We start from the raw sequence: 13,973 nt of genomic DNA on the forward strand, positions 1-13,973 counted from the left end.
AGGCAAAACGTGATGGGCTTGGCCGTTTCGCAAATGATCCGGCCGTTCACTTTCAGGCGACCTCTGCCCCATCGTCAGGCCAGTGCGGCTCGTTGGCACCAGGAGGTGTCAGTGGTGGTAGGCCATAGGCGGCACGGGCGTCATCACAGCTGGGATTGTGCACCCCGTTCTCCCATGAAGCGTCGAACTCGCGGCAGGGGGTGGAACGATTCTCGTAGATGGTGCACCCGACCTTGTTGCCGATCTCGCCGTCCAGGCTGATACAGCGGCAAGGCTTGGCGTCTGTGCCGATCATCGCCACGCGGGTCGGATTGATCTGCACCACCAGATCGTCGGGCACCAACCCGCCCGAAGACTGGCATTCACCCCAGAAGAAAGACACACGAAAGTAGCCGCAGCAGGCGCCGCAGGTCAGGCAAGGGTTCTGTTCGGACATGATGGCCAGGAAGGGAAGTTGTTGTTATCGAGCGGGCGCTCGCGGCGCCATTTTTAATCCAAGCACGAGCGGCTGGATAGAGGGGAAATGAAAAAAAGACGGCCGCTGGTCGCGACCTTCGAGCGCCATGCTGCCAGCGGCAGGTAAAGCCGCAAACGGCCTGCCATCGCAGACCTGCTTGCGGCTTGAGCCTGGGGCTTACTTGCTGGTCAGGCCGTCGGCGCGGAACATCTGACGAATGCCGCGGATGGCCTGGCGGATGCGATCCTGGTTCTCGATCAGGGCAAAACGCACATGGTCATCGCCATAGTCGCCGAAACCGATACCGGGCGAGACACAGACCTTGGCCTCGGCCAGCAACTTCTTGGAGAACTCCAGCGAGCCGAGGTGCGCATAAGCTTCGGGGATCTTGGCCCAGACGTACATCGAGGCTTTCGGGTTCTCGACCATCCAGCCCAGCTCATGCAGCCCCTTGACCAACAGGTTGCGGCGCTGCCGGTACTGCTCCGCGATGTCGCGCACACACTGCTGGTCGCCTTCCAGCGCAGCGATCGCCGCCACTTGCAGCGGAGTGAAGGTGCCGTAGTCGTGGTAGCTCTTGATCCGCGCCAGGGCGCTGACCAGCTCGGGGTTGCCGACCATGAAACCGATCCGCCAGCCCGCCATGTTGTAGCTCTTGGACAGGGTGAAAAATTCCACGGCGATATCCTTGGCGCCGGGCACCTGCATGATCGAGGGGGCCTTCCAGCCGTCGTAGACGATATCGGCGTAAGCGAGGTCGTGCACCACCAGCACGTCGTACTGCTTGGCCAGGGCGACCACACGCTCGAAGAAGTCCAACTCCACACACTGCGCCGTCGGGTTGGATGGGAAGCCCAGGATCATCATCTTCGGCTTGGGGATCGATTCGCGGATCGCACGTTCGAGCTCATTGAAGAAGTCCACGCCCGGTACCAGCGGCACCGAGCGAACCTGAGCACCGGCAATCACCGCCCCGTAGATGTGAATCGGGTAGCTTGGGTTGGGCACCAGCACCGTGTCGCCATGGTCGAGGGTGGCGAGCATCAGGTGCGCGAGGCCCTCTTTCGAGCCGATGGTGACGATGGCTTCGCTGTCCGGGTCGATCTCGACCTCGTAGCGTTCCTTGTACCAGTTGGAGATGGCGCGGCGCAGGCGCGGGATGCCGCGCGAGGTGGAGTAGCCGTGGGTATCTTCACGCTGGGCGACCTGCACCAGCTTCTCGACGATATGTGGCGGAGTCGCGCCATCCGGGTTGCCCATGCTCAGGTCGATGATGTCTTCGCCGCGACGGCGTGCCGCCATCTTGAGCTCGGCAGTGATGTTGAAGACGTAGGGGGGGAGACGATCGATGCGCGCAAAGCGGCGCGGCGAACCTGGGTTGGCCATGCTTTCCTCGAGAGACGTAAGCGCCCGGAACCGTCCGAGCGACGTTGGCCACTGCGGTGGCCGAGGCAGAAAATAGTCTGGTTGCCCTGGCGTTGTAAAGGGGCTACCGACAGATTGGCAGCCCGCCAGCGAGACTCGCTCGTTGGCGGGTAAGCGTGTAACTCAGCGCAAAGCCTTGTAGGCGTTCAAGTCGAAGCGCTGGATGCTCAACCCATCGCTGGGGTCCATGTGCTCGCCACGCACCTGGGTGAACTCCGTGGCAATGCTGCCGCGGTGAACCATACGTTCATCGGCAGTGCCTTCGGTCAGTACGGTATAGGACTTCTTGCGCATGGCGCGGTAGAGCTCATCGTTCGCGTCGATGGTCTTGTGATAGGTCATCAGCGCGGCATCGCTCAAATCCAGACACTTGTCCAACGTTACACCCCAACGCTTCAGGCAAACCTCGGCGAAGTGCCGCACGATCATCCCCGGTTCAGGCAGTGCCTTGCCGGAACCTGCGCCGTCTATCGAAGCATTGCCCACCAGCGTTGCATGACGGCCCGGCATCGGGAGAACGCTGATACGCGTACCGTATGCAGTGACAGGCACCACACAGGCGAAACCTTTGGATCGCTCGTCTCGTGCGTAGAACCCCACGTACTCCTTCACGTTGGCTCCCAGTTGCACACGCTCAGACTGCACGTTACCCACGCCGGGCACCGGATCGACGGCAAAGATGTTGACCTTTACATCGCACAGCTCCGGGTCTTGCGCCATGGCGTTGGCAAGCATGTGACAACTGATTCCGCCCCTGCTCCACCCCACCAGGTTGACCGTGGTCGGGATCAGCGGTTTGCGCAGTTGCTTGATCAACTGCTCCTGCAAGGCCTGAGGAGTCACCGCGCGATCGCCGTAGTCGTAAGTGCGCCAGAACCACGAGCCGCCGGCCTCGGCATCAGGAATGGGAATGCCTGCACTCTTCAGGTTCTGGTATTGCTGCTCGGTGAGCTTGGTGCGGGCCCAGGTACTCTTGCCTTTGATGACCTGCAGGGCGTGCTGCACATTCTCATCCCAACCCTTGCCGAACAGGGTGCCGGTCACTTTGTAGTAGTCGCCGTCATCGACGAACAGGGCATCGTCCTGCAGGTTGCCACTGCCTGGGCCATCGACTGTGATCCAATCGACGAATTCCCTGCCGGAGTGATTGCTCGCCAGCGTGGCGATCAGCTCACCATTCCAGAAGTTGGGGTTCTTGTCATCGAAACGATGGGACCCGGTGCCACAGAAATAGACGGTAAAAACACTCATTTGGATGCCTCCTGATGGTTTGGAGGCCCAAACTAGTGTGTTCGAACGCCTGCACGCAGACGGAAAATCTGCCAACAAAAAACCCGGCCAAAGGCCGGGTTCTTGTAAAACGCGAAGGCTTCAGCGTGCGTAGGTCATCAGCACGTCGGCAGCGGTCTGGCTGTCCACCGACATCATCACGCTCAGCGCCGTGACGGTCAGGATGGAGAAGCCGAACACCTTGCGTGCCCACTTGCTGTCGTCCTCGGCCTTGTAGCCACCCCAGGCCATGTACAACCAGTACAGACCCATGGCAGCCGCAACGGCCAGGTAACCCAGACCGGCATACCCACCCAGCGTCAGCATCAGCGTGGCGAGCACGAAGGCCAGCACGTACAGCACGATCTGCTTCTTCGCCGCCAGGATACCGCGAGCCACCGGCAGGACCGGGATGTTGGCAGCGCTGTAATCCCTGAAGCGGAAGATGGCGATGGCAAAGCTGTGCGGCATCTGCCACAAGCTGAACATCACCAGCAGCGTGACCGCTGCCAGGTCGAAGCTGTTGCTCACTGCGCAATAGCCGATCACCGGAGGCATGGCACCGGACAGGCTGCCGACCAGGGTGCCGTGCACCGATTTGCGCTTGAGCCACAGGCTGTAGAAGCCGACGTAGACCACGAAGCCGATCAGCGCGCAGAACGCCGACAGCGGGTTGGCCTGGACATACAGCAGGCTGAAGCCCGCCACCCCAAGCAGGGTGGCGTAGATCAGTGCGAGGGGCAGCGACATGCCGCCCTGGACCATGACGCGGTTCTTGGTACGTTCCATCTTCTGGTCGATGTCACGGTCGATGCAGTTGTTGAACACGCAACCGGACGCAACCACGAGCGAAGTACCGACCACCACCGCCAGGAACAGGGCGAAGTCCACATGGCCCTTCGCGGCAAGGAAGAAACCGCCTGCCACGGAAAGCACGTTACCGAAAATGATCCCCGGTTTGGTGATTTGGATAAAGTGCTTCACGGACATGCAGTCTTACCTCACTTGGCCAACATTTCGTAGTGGATGCTGAACATGATCCACAGCGACAGGCCTACCAGCAGTGCGATTACCAGAGCGGTGAACAGGAACGTCGAGACAGTGGAACGCTGCTCTTTCGAGCGGTCCATGTGCAGGAAGTACACCAGGTGCACCACGACCTGGATGACGGCCATGGCCACCACGATCAGGACGGTCAGGTTCTTCGGCAGGGTTGGATACATCACCAGGCCGAACGGGATCGCGGTCAGGATGATCGACAGGATGAAGCCGATCATGTAGGACTTCACGCTGCCGTGGTTACCTTCGTGGTGAGTGTCGTGTGCGTTAGCCATTACAGAACCCCCAGCAGGTAGACGACGGTGAAGACGCAGATCCAGACCACGTCCAGGAAGTGCCAGAACAGGCTCAGGCAGCTCATGCGGGTCTTGGCAGTCGGCGTGATGCCGTGCTTGTTGATCTGGTACATCAGGATGGCCATCCAGATCAGACCCGAGGTCACGTGCAGGCCGTGGGTACCGACCAGCGCGAAGAACGCCGACAGGAAGCCACTGCGCTGCGGGCCGTAGCCTTCAACGATCAGGTGATGGAACTCGTAGATTTCCATCGCGATGAAGCCTGCACCGAACAGGAAGGTCACTGCCAACCAGCCCAGTACGCCTGCCTTGTTACCGGCGAACATCTTCAGCATGGCGAAGCCGAAGGTGATCGAGGACAGCAGCAGGAACGCGGTTTCGACCAGCACGAAGTCGAGCTGGAAGATGTCATGACCCGACGGGCCGCCGGCAAAACTGCCGGACAGCACCGCGTAGGTGGCGAAGAGCGACGCAAACAGGATGCAGTCGGTCATCAGGTACAGCCAGAAACCGAAGACGGTCATCTGGCCCGAGTCGTGGTGGTGATCGTCGTGCCCATGGTCGTGACCATGTGCATCGCCGTGAATTACTTGACTGGACATTGATTACACCCGTTCAAAGGTTTCGACACGTGCGCCACCGGTAGGTACACCGGCAAGCTGCAGGGCCCGCTGGCGTTCGCCTTCGATGCGCGCCACTTCTTCGGCAGGGACCATGTAGCCCTGGTCGTCACGCGCAGCGTGGCGAACGAAGACCGCGATGGTTGCTACCAGGCTCGCACCCACCAGCCACCAGATGTGCCAGATGAAAGCGAAGCCGAAGATGGTCAGGAACAGACCCATGAACAGACCGGTAGCGGTGTTGTTCGGCATGTGGATCGCTTCGTACTTGGCCGGCACCTTGTAGGCGACACCGGCTTCCTTGGCTTCTTGCCAGGCGTCCAGGCCGACCTTCTCGGGCATGTGGGCGAAGTTGTAGAACGGAGGTGGCGACGAAGTCGACCATTCCAGGGTACGGCCACCCCATGGATCGCCGGTGACGTCCAGGTTCTGGTTGCGGTCGCGAACCGATACGTACAGCTGGATCAGCTGGCAGGCGATACCGAACAGGATCAGCACTGCACCGACCACGGCCACGTACAGGTAGGGTTCCCACAGTGGGTTGTCGGAGTGGTTCAGACGACGGGTCATACCCATGAAGCCCAGCGCGTACAGCGGCATGAAGGCCACGTAGAAACCGGACAGCCAGAACCAGAATGCCGCCTTGCCCCACTTCTCGTTGAGGGTGAAACCGAAGGCTTTCGGGAACCAGAAGGCGAAGCCGGCAATGTAGCCGAACACCGCGCCGCCGATGATTACGTTGTGGAAGTGGGCGATAACGAACAGGCTGTTGTGCAGCACGAAGTCAGCACCTGGAACGGCCAGCAGTACGCCGGTCATGCCACCGATGGAGAAGGTGACCATGAAGCCCAGGGTCCAGAGCATCGGCGGAGTGAAACGCACGCGGCCCTGATACATGGTGAACAGCCAGTTGAACAGCTTCACACCGGTCGGAATGGAGATCAGCATCGTCGCCAGGCCGAAGAAGGTGTTGACGCTGGCGCCTGCACCCATGGTGAAGAAGTGGTGCAGCCAGACCGCGAAGCCCAGTACGGCAATGGCACCCGATGCGTAGATCATCGCGTGGTGGCCGAACAGACGCTTGCTGGAGAAGGTCGAGGTCACTTCCGAGAACACGCCGAACGCCGGCAGGATCAGGATGTACACCTCAGGGTGACCCCAGGCCCAGAACAGGTTGACGTACATCATCGGGTTCCCACCAAGCTCGTTGGTGAAGATGTGGAAGTCCAGATAACGGTCAACGGTCAGCAGGGCGAGTGCGGCGGTCAGGATCGGGAAGGAAGCGACGATCAGCACGTTGGCCCAGGTGCAGGTCCAGGTGAAGATCGGCATGTCCATCAGCTTCATGCCAGGTGCGCGCATCTTCAGGACGGTGACCAGGAAGTTCACGCCTGTGAGTGTCGTACCCAAGCCTGATAGCTGTAGCGCCCAGATGTAGTAGTCAACCCCTACGCCCGGACTGTACTGGATCCCCGACAGTGGCGGATAGGCAACCCAACCGGTCTTGGCGAATTCGCCGACGCCCAGGGAGATGTTGACCAGCAGCACGCCTGCCAGCAGCAGGTAGAAGCTCAGGGAGTTCAGGAACGGGAAGGCAACGTCACGTGCACCGATCTGCAGAGGCAGGGCCAGGTTCATCAGGCCGGTGAAGAACGGCATCGCCATGAAGATGATCATGATCACACCGTGGGCGGTGAAGATCTGGTCATAGTGTTCAGGCGGCAGGTAGCCTTCGGAGCCGCCGGTCGCGGCAGCCAACTGGGTACGCATCATGATGGCGTCGGCGAAGCCGCGCAGCAGCATGACCATCGCGACGATGATGTACATCACCCCGATCTTCTTGTGGTCGACCGTGGTCAGCCACTCGGTCCACAAGTAGGACCACTTGCGGAAATAGGTGAGGGCACCAACGACGGCGAGGCCCCCGAGCGCGACAATGGCAAGCGTCACCATGACTATCGGCTCGTGATAGGGAATCGCCTCCAGGCTTAATTTACCGAACATCTCTTACTCCTCTGCACCGGCAGCTGGTTGCATACTCGTTTCCACACCCTTGGTAGTGGCCAGGTCTTTGCTGCCTGCTTCTTCGTGGCTCGGACGACCACGGTTCATGCCTTCGTACTTGTCGACGATGAGCTGGAACGTGTCAGGCGAAGCCTCGCTGTACAGCTCGACTGGGTTGTTTTCGCTTGGTTTGGCCAAGGCGTCGTATTCGGCCTTGTCCAGCTTCTTCGGCGAAGCCTTCACTTGCGCGACCCATGCATCGAAGTCGGCTTGCGAAGTGGCGGTTGCCTTGAATTTCATACCGGTGAAGCCAGCACCGCTGTAGTTCGCGGAGATACCGTCGAACTCGCCATTTTCGTTGGCGATCAGGTGCAGCTTGGTGGTCATGCCGGCCATCGCGTAGATCTGGCCGCCCAGCGCAGGGATGAAGAACGAGTTCATCACGGCGTCGGAGGTCACGCGGAAGTTGACCGGAGTGTTAGCCGGGAAGACGATCTTGTTGACCGTGGCAATGCCCTGCTCCGGGTAGATGAACAGCCATTTCCAGTCCAGGGCGACCACGTCGATCTGCACCGGCTTCACATCGGAATCCAGCGGACGATAAGGGTCGAGCTTGTGGGTGGAGTGGTAGGTGACGTAGCCCAGGGCGATGATGATCAGGATCGGGATGATCCACACCGCAGCTTCGATCTTGGTCGAGTGCGACCAGTCGGGGGTGTAGGTGGCAGCCTTGTTGGAAGCACGATACTTCCAGGCGAAGACCAGGGTCATGATGATGACTGGCACCACGACCAGCAGCATCAGGCCGGTAGCGATGAGGATCAGGTTCTTTTGCTCAATGCCGACCTGGCCCTTCGGGTCGAGCAGGGTCCAGTTGCACCCACTGAGTAAAAGCATGCCTAAAAAGGGCAATATGCCAAACAGTCTGGGGTAACGCTTTTTACTCATCTCACGACCTCTAGATCAGCTTGCTTCAATGCAATGTGTTTTGTTCGCCAACACTTCGTCCTGCCAAGCGTTAGCATTTCGAGCTCGAACCCGCGCCTGCCTGGGATCCGACTGCTGGATCTGGGCGTTGAGCGTATGGACGAGCTTGGGGTTTTCTTAGGCTAAAGGCCTGTACTTCAGACCAATTCCATTTGGTGCGGGAAAACGCGGAGGGGTGTCCGCCCGGATCGCCGTTGGGCGAAACTTGTCGAAGTCAGCAAAAGGAGCGCTGGGGCTTCCTTCAATCCTGCGACTCGCAAGCAGTGCCGAACGGAAATTGGGGGCGATTGTAGATAGGTCGCCCCCCCTTGACTATGACTTATTGAGCAACAGTCTTTTACAGGATTTGTAATAATCCCGCCTGAAAAATCAACTTCGCGACAGTTTGTCGCACCCGGCTTGATAGCCCTGAAGCCCTTGTATCACAAGGGCTCAACGTTGATCAGGATCAGTCTTTGGGAAACTTTTGCCGGTTATCTCACCGTGCAATAGACCTGCATCAAATCGGGACTTTTGTCTAAGCCCGGCGCCGATTCCGATAGATGCCCAGCGGCACCAGGATGGCAGTGAGGACGAACGCCACCAGTGCCCATTGCGCCAGCGACAGACCCAGGATGGGCGGGTACGGTGTGGTGCAGAAACCGTCGACCTGGAATGCCAGGGGCCAGAGTCGCGCCAGGGGCAGGTCGTCGACGATCGGCTGCAGTACATCGACGCCGCAACTGGCGTACGGGTTGGCGAGTATATACACATGGTTGCCGGCCGCAACGATTCCGCCAATTGCGCTGAGCACGACCAACGCCTCGAAGAAGGTCAGGCTCCGTCGTCCGGGCATGGCTGCGGCAATGAACGCGAACAGCGCGATCAGCAGCAAGGCATAGCGCTGCAGGATACATAACGGGCAAGGTGCCTCGCCCAGCACGACCTGCATGTACAGCGCGCCGCCGATCAGCGAGAGGCAGATTACCCCCAGCAGCACGAGGAAGCGCCGTTCCCGATTCAGGCGCAAGGTTTGTTCGTTCATTGCCGATTCCTTGGATGGATAGGTGGCAGCGTGTTCCGCCTGCCTGGGCGCAAGTCTACACGCAGGGATGGTCTCTTAGCGTGTCGAGGAAGCGGCGAGACAGCGCTGCGCAGGGCTATCCGGAGATGCTGTGACCGGCGTTGGCAACATCGGTTCAACCTTGGCCGGTAAAAAAAGCGGCTGCCCGGGCGTCGCGCAGGGACCAGCCCCTCGACACCCGGGAGTGAAGGATACAGTGATTAAAGGAGGATTAAAGATGAAAGCTGCGGGGCGCTGTTCATCCTTCCTTATATATGGACAGGCCAACCCCTTCGCGGGCTTGCCCGCGAAGGGGTTGGCCCGGTCAGCACATCACTCCAGAGCAGCCGCCGGCCCGAAGAACTCGTAGCGGCTCTGCGCATCCGGAACCCCCAGGGCCTTGAGGTGACGACGGATCGCCGCCATGAAGCCCTTTGGTCCAAGGAAGTAGGCATCCACGTCACGCGCTCGCGGCAGCCACTCGGCCAGCAGATCCTGGGTCAGCAGGCCGACCGCATTGGCGTCACGGCTGCCGTCGTCCTCGGCATAGCAATAGAAGCGTTGCAGTTGCGGATGCTGCGCCGCCAGGCTGTCGATCCAGTCACGGAAAGCATGCACCGAACCGTTGCGTGCGCAGTGGATGAAGTGCACCGGACGCTCGGTCTTCAGCGCAGCCTCGAGCATCGCCAGGGTCGGGGTGATGCCGACACCCCCACTGATCAGCACCAGCGGCTTGTCGCCAGGTGCCAGGGTGAAGTCGCCAGACGGCGGGAACAGCTTGAGCGTGTCGCCGACCTGCAGTTGATCGTGCAGATGGTTCGACACCTTGCCCCCGGCCTCGCGCTTGACACTGATGCGGTACTGTTCGCCATCGCACAATGCCGAGAGCGAATAGTTGCGGCGCTGTTCGGCACCGTCGATAAACAACTGCAGGCCGATGTACTGACCAGGCTCGGCCTTGAGTACCGGCTTGCCATCGATGGGGGCGAAGTAGAACGAGACGATCTCGCTGCTTTCCTGCTCACGGCGCACCACACGAAAATCCCGGGCACCACGCCAGCCGCCGTCAGCCTCTTCCTTGGCCTTGTACAGGCCCTCTTCGGCACCGATAAGAATATCGGCCAGCTGGCCATAGGCCGCGCCCCAGGCAGCGATCACTTCCGGGGTGGCGATGTCCTTGCCCAGCACTTCCTCGATGGCACGCAGCAGGCAACTGCCAACGATCGGGTAATGTTCGGGCAGGATCTGCAAGGCCACATGCTTGTTGATGATCTGGCCAACCAGGCCACCCAGTTGTTCCAGCCGGTCGATATGGCGGGCATACATGAGCACGCCGTTGGCCAGCGCGCGTGGCTGGTCACCGCTGGCCTGGTGCGCCTGGTTGAACAGCGGACGCACTTCGGGATACTCGCTGAGCATCATCTTGTAGAAGTGGGTGGTCAGCGCCTCGCCACCGCTTTCGAGCAGCGGGACGGTAGCCTTGATGATTGCACGTTGGTCGGCATTGAGCATTGCAGTGACTCCTGAGCTTTGGGCTTCGAATGACTACCCAGCCAAACGCAATTACAATGCCAACAATTAAATTCTTTTAAATCAACAAGTTGAGATCAGTGAAGTCAATATGACCTGAATCAATTGAAGTCATAATGACTGCAATAGTCAAAATGACCAAGCCGTTGAGCCTGTGAGTGATCACTGGCTCAACGGCCCGCCCCTCATGACACATCGATCACGCAGCAGCTCGCTGAACCGAGTAGGTCACCGACACATCAACCTCTTCAAAAGACTTGATCACCGCGTTGCCCACAGTGAAGCTGAACGGGAATCCCGTGAACGTCTTGGTCTCGGTGTAAGCTGGCGGGGTACCCCCAGAAGCTGCTTCCCAATGCAGCGTGACTGCATCGTTCACACGCAGACTTGCACTGTCCGGGATCTCGATGATTGCATTCTCGGTACCCGAGGGCATCGACGCACCGGCACCACTGCCTTCTACCTGGGCACAGGTCGGTGCCGGCAAATTGGCTGCCCCACTGTCCACAACGTTGTAGACGTTCTCGGGCGAGGATCGCCTGATATCGAACTCGGGGGTATGCACCGAATAACTCAAGGTGAGGGTACCGTCCACCAATGGGCTCAGGTAAGGCAACGACACCTCGAACACAAGCTCGACTTTTTCGCCCCCGACGGGAACCGTCAGGTCGGTTTGCCAGGTCATGCCACCGCCGTTACCGACCTTGCCAGTCCAGAACAGCGTGACCACATCCCCTGCCCGTTGCCCTGGGTAAACGGGCACTCGCACATGGACCTCCTCGGCGCTCAAGTTGGCCAGGTCGATCTCGTCACCTTCCGCCTCGAGCAGAACCGGGGGCTGCAAAGCAATGCCCTCACCGACAATGATGATCGAGCGTCGACGTGAGGGTCTGGCATTACCGCCAGCAGCAGGTGTGGACTCGTAATACACCGTAGCGAGACCGTTCACCACGAGGGCCGCGTAGATATACGGCAGAGTGAAGATCTTGTCCCTGGTCCCATTGATCGTTCTGGCCGGCCAATCATACGGCACCTGCTTACCATCGGCTTCGGCACTGAGCCCAACCCAGTGCATGGTGACGGAATCCCCTCTCGCGTACCCCTCGTAGTCAGGTAGGTAGATGGTCACATCGTCACCGTCCAACGCTGCCAGGTCCAATTTGTAGGGTGGATTCTCCGCGCCCTCCACTTCAGGGGCCTCGAGTGCGTTGGGGTCTTCGACCTTCACGTAAGTAGGCGGGGAGGGACGCGAGTAGTTCTGCACCCGATCACGGATTTCGTAATACACCAGCAGGTTTTCACCGCTCCCCCCCTCCCTGATCAATTCAGCGGGAACGTTGATCACCCATGGCTTACCCACATCACCCGCGACCAGGCGGTTCCCGACATGACGAGCACCGTTCCAGACCAACGTGACCTGGTCATCCGGCTGCATGAAATCCCATGCCTCGATCGTAACCCTCACTGGGGTGGTAGGGGAGTCGATCGTGGAGGGCATCACTATAGGCGCGACAAGGTTTTCATTGGCCGGAGATCCTGGCTTGGGATCGAGTCCTCCAGGCACACTAAGGTCAATCAGCACCTCCCGATACTCCGAGTAGCGTGTTTCACGGGCGTCCGGGTCATACAGGCTATAAAAGACGTAACCGAAGTACGGATAAGGAATATCCGCCTCCGGCGGCAGCTTCAGATCATCGCGTACCACGCCAAAGCTTAACCAGCCACGGCTCTCGGTATCTGCATCCAACAGGTAGAACTGCGCCGGCTCCTCTGCTGGAGGGGCTTGAGGTGGTTGCGTGGCAGGTTTGACAGATGTCCAGAAAAGGCTGACTTCGTCGCCCTCTCGAACGACGTCCGGCAGTTTGGCTGACATCGACACGACACGGGCTGGATCGAACAACTCACTCCAGCCCAAGCCATCGCGCGGTAAGCCACCAGAGTCCATGTCCGTGATAACCAGTGGATGCAATGCATCTGCCATGGTTGAAACAGGGAATTTGCTGAGAAATATCTCTTGTTTGGTCATTGGAAAAATACCTTCGCCCGATTGAAAGGATACCCAGCCGTTGCCTTACCCATCAGACGGAACGGGTGGCATAAGGTGTCGTCCAACTCTATCCACTACCGACGAGGGCGTAACCTGACAGATTTACCAGGTAAGAATGCCGAGTAACCTCATGTCACGCAGCAGGCAGATCTTGACGTCAAGCAGACAACTCGCGACCGTATGCCCCAGACGCCGCTCCAGGACGCCCGCATGTTCGCAAAACCCCTGCTCACCGCCCTCCTCCCCTTGGTCAGCGACCTCTCTCGCGACCTGCCTGACCAGGAGCGCTATCGCCGTCTGTTGCAAGCCATGCGCAGCTTGCTGCCCTGCGATGCCGCTGCCTTGCTGCGCCTGGATGGCGAGTGGCTGGTACCGCTTGCCGTCGACGGTTTATCCACAGACACCCTGGGGCGTCGCTTCAAGGTCAGCGAACACCCTCGCTTCCAGATATTGCTAAGCCGATCGCAGCCGACTCGCTTTGCCAGCGACTCCGAACTACCAGACCCCTACGATGGGCTGGTCAACACCTTCGAAGCAGGCCTGGAGGTTCACGACTGCATGGGCTGCCCGCTGATGGTCGATGAACGCCCATGGGGTTTGGTGACCCTCGATGCCCTCACCCCTGGCCAGTTCCAGAGCCTTGAACTGGATGCCCTGCAGGCCTTCGCCAGCCTGGCTGCCGCCACTGTGACCGTGGCCGAACGCATCGAGAGCCTGGCCTTGCGCGTGGAAACTGAGCAACAACGCGCCGAGGTCTATCGACAGGTCAACGATCAGCACAGGGAACTGATTGGCCAAAGCCCTGCGCACAAGCACTTGCTGGAAGAAATTCGCCTGGTGGCGAGCAGCGACCTGACCGTGTTGGTCACCGGGCAGACGGGGGTCGGAAAGGAACTGGTCGCACTGGCGCTGCACCAGGCCAGCAAGCGTGCGGACAAACCGCTGGTCAGCCTTAACTGCGCCGCACTGCCCGAAGCCTTGGTGGAAAGCGAGCTGTTCGGTCACGTCAAAGGCGCCTTCACCGGCGCGCACAGCGAGCGCCGTGGCAAGTTCGAACTGGCCGACGGCGCAACGCTGTTTCTCGATGAGGTGGGCGAACTGCCTCTGTCAGTGCAGGCCAAACTGCTGAGGGTTCTGCAAAGCGGCCAGTTGCAGCGCCTGGGTTCGGATCAAGAACACAGGGTCGATGTGCGCCTGATCGCCGCCACTAACCGAGACCTCGCCAGCGAGGTGCGCA

The 13,973-nt window shown here is 59.8% G+C and carries 12 protein-coding genes; 1 reads left to right on the forward strand and 11 read right to left on the reverse strand.

Annotated features, from left to right (window positions below; all coding sequences use genetic code 11):
* Nucleotides 1-52 precede the first annotated feature (52 nt).
* The 11 genes from VA602_RS12120 to VA602_RS12170 form a co-directional block, all read right to left on the reverse strand.
* Nucleotides 53-436 (reverse strand): YkgJ family cysteine cluster protein, encoded by a 384-nt coding sequence (locus VA602_RS12120; protein ID WP_054892519.1) that lies wholly within the window; start codon nucleotides 434-436, stop codon nucleotides 53-55.
* Between the two features lie 198 nt (nucleotides 437-634).
* Complete coding sequence (gene alaC / locus VA602_RS12125) at nucleotides 635-1,843, reverse strand: alanine transaminase (protein ID WP_054892518.1); 1,209 nt, start codon at nucleotides 1,841-1,843, stop codon at nucleotides 635-637.
* A gap of 162 nt (nucleotides 1,844-2,005) precedes the next feature.
* Nucleotides 2,006-3,133, reverse strand: a complete 1,128-nt coding sequence (locus VA602_RS12130; RefSeq protein WP_323453310.1) for a hypothetical protein — start codon at nucleotides 3,131-3,133, stop codon at nucleotides 2,006-2,008.
* Nucleotides 3,134-3,253: 120 nt separating this feature from the next.
* Nucleotides 3,254-4,141 (reverse strand): heme o synthase, encoded by an 888-nt coding sequence (gene cyoE, locus VA602_RS12135; RefSeq protein ID WP_323453311.1) that lies wholly within the window; start codon nucleotides 4,139-4,141, stop codon nucleotides 3,254-3,256.
* A gap of 11 nt (nucleotides 4,142-4,152) precedes the next feature.
* Nucleotides 4,153-4,485 carry a cytochrome o ubiquinol oxidase subunit IV gene (gene cyoD, locus VA602_RS12140; protein ID WP_054892515.1) on the reverse strand — a complete coding sequence of 111 codons (333 nt, stop codon included), beginning with the start codon at nucleotides 4,483-4,485 and terminating at the stop codon, nucleotides 4,153-4,155.
* Complete coding sequence (locus tag VA602_RS12145; RefSeq protein WP_054892514.1) at nucleotides 4,485-5,108, reverse strand: cytochrome o ubiquinol oxidase subunit III; 624 nt, start codon at nucleotides 5,106-5,108, stop codon at nucleotides 4,485-4,487. The genes cyoD and VA602_RS12145 overlap by 1 nt, the downstream gene beginning before the upstream one ends.
* 3 nt (nucleotides 5,109-5,111) lie before the next feature.
* Nucleotides 5,112-7,130: a cytochrome o ubiquinol oxidase subunit I gene (cyoB, locus tag VA602_RS12150; RefSeq protein ID WP_063546100.1), complete on the reverse strand. Its 2,019-nt coding sequence runs from the start codon at nucleotides 7,128-7,130 to the stop codon at nucleotides 5,112-5,114.
* A 3-nt stretch (nucleotides 7,131-7,133) separates the two neighbouring features.
* Nucleotides 7,134-8,078: a ubiquinol oxidase subunit II gene (gene cyoA / locus VA602_RS12155; RefSeq protein ID WP_054892512.1), complete on the reverse strand. Its 945-nt coding sequence runs from the start codon at nucleotides 8,076-8,078 to the stop codon at nucleotides 7,134-7,136.
* Nucleotides 8,079-8,634: 556 nt separating this feature from the next.
* Nucleotides 8,635-9,141 carry a disulfide bond formation protein B gene (locus VA602_RS12160; protein ID WP_054892511.1) on the reverse strand — a complete coding sequence of 169 codons (507 nt, stop codon included), beginning with the start codon at nucleotides 9,139-9,141 and terminating at the stop codon, nucleotides 8,635-8,637.
* Nucleotides 9,142-9,492: 351 nt separating this feature from the next.
* On the reverse strand, nucleotides 9,493-10,671 hold the full coding sequence (hmpA, locus tag VA602_RS12165; RefSeq protein ID WP_200603876.1) for an NO-inducible flavohemoprotein: 1,179 nt from the start codon (nucleotides 10,669-10,671) through the stop codon (nucleotides 9,493-9,495).
* Between the two features lie 217 nt (nucleotides 10,672-10,888).
* Entirely contained in the window at nucleotides 10,889-12,715 is a 1,827-nt protein-coding gene (locus VA602_RS12170; protein ID WP_323453312.1) for a hypothetical protein, read from the reverse strand.
* 231 nt (nucleotides 12,716-12,946) lie between these two features.
* Between VA602_RS12170 and norR the strand changes: the two genes are divergently transcribed.
* Nucleotides 12,947-13,973: nitric oxide reductase transcriptional regulator NorR (gene norR, locus VA602_RS12175; protein ID WP_323453313.1), on the forward strand; the 1,027-nt coding region annotated here is incomplete at its 3' end.

The organism is Pseudomonas machongensis, assembly GCF_034961125.1.
In the GTDB taxonomy this organism is placed as follows: domain Bacteria; phylum Pseudomonadota; class Gammaproteobacteria; order Pseudomonadales; family Pseudomonadaceae; genus Aquipseudomonas; species Aquipseudomonas machongensis.

What these genes read in the sequence shown, in the direction of transcription:
- cyoB (WP_063546100.1), bottom strand. Translation starts at nt 7,130, where the DNA reads ATGTTCGGTAAATTAAGCCTGGAGGCGATTCCCTATCACGAGCCGATA.
- cyoA (WP_054892512.1), bottom strand. Translation starts at nt 8,078, where the DNA reads ATGAGTAAAAAGCGTTACCCCAGACTGTTTGGCATATTGCCCTTTTTA.
- VA602_RS12145 (WP_054892514.1), bottom strand. Translation starts at nt 5,108, where the DNA reads ATGTCCAGTCAAGTAATTCACGGCGATGCACATGGTCACGACCATGGG.
- VA602_RS12130 (WP_323453310.1), bottom strand. Translation starts at nt 3,133, where the DNA reads ATGAGTGTTTTTACCGTCTATTTCTGTGGCACCGGGTCCCATCGTTTC.
- VA602_RS12120 (WP_054892519.1), bottom strand. Translation starts at nt 436, where the DNA reads ATGTCCGAACAGAACCCTTGCCTGACCTGCGGCGCCTGCTGCGGCTAC.
- hmpA (WP_200603876.1), bottom strand. Translation starts at nt 10,671, where the DNA reads ATGCTCAATGCCGACCAACGTGCAATCATCAAGGCTACCGTCCCGCTG.
- VA602_RS12170 (WP_323453312.1), bottom strand. Translation starts at nt 12,715, where the DNA reads ATGACCAAACAAGAGATATTTCTCAGCAAATTCCCTGTTTCAACCATG.
- VA602_RS12160 (WP_054892511.1), bottom strand. Translation starts at nt 9,141, where the DNA reads ATGAACGAACAAACCTTGCGCCTGAATCGGGAACGGCGCTTCCTCGTG.
- cyoE (WP_323453311.1), bottom strand. Translation starts at nt 4,141, where the DNA reads ATGTCCGTGAAGCACTTTATCCAAATCACCAAACCGGGGATCATTTTC.
- alaC (WP_054892518.1), bottom strand. Translation starts at nt 1,843, where the DNA reads ATGGCCAACCCAGGTTCGCCGCGCCGCTTTGCGCGCATCGATCGTCTC.
- cyoD (WP_054892515.1), bottom strand. Translation starts at nt 4,485, where the DNA reads ATGGCTAACGCACACGACACTCACCACGAAGGTAACCACGGCAGCGTG.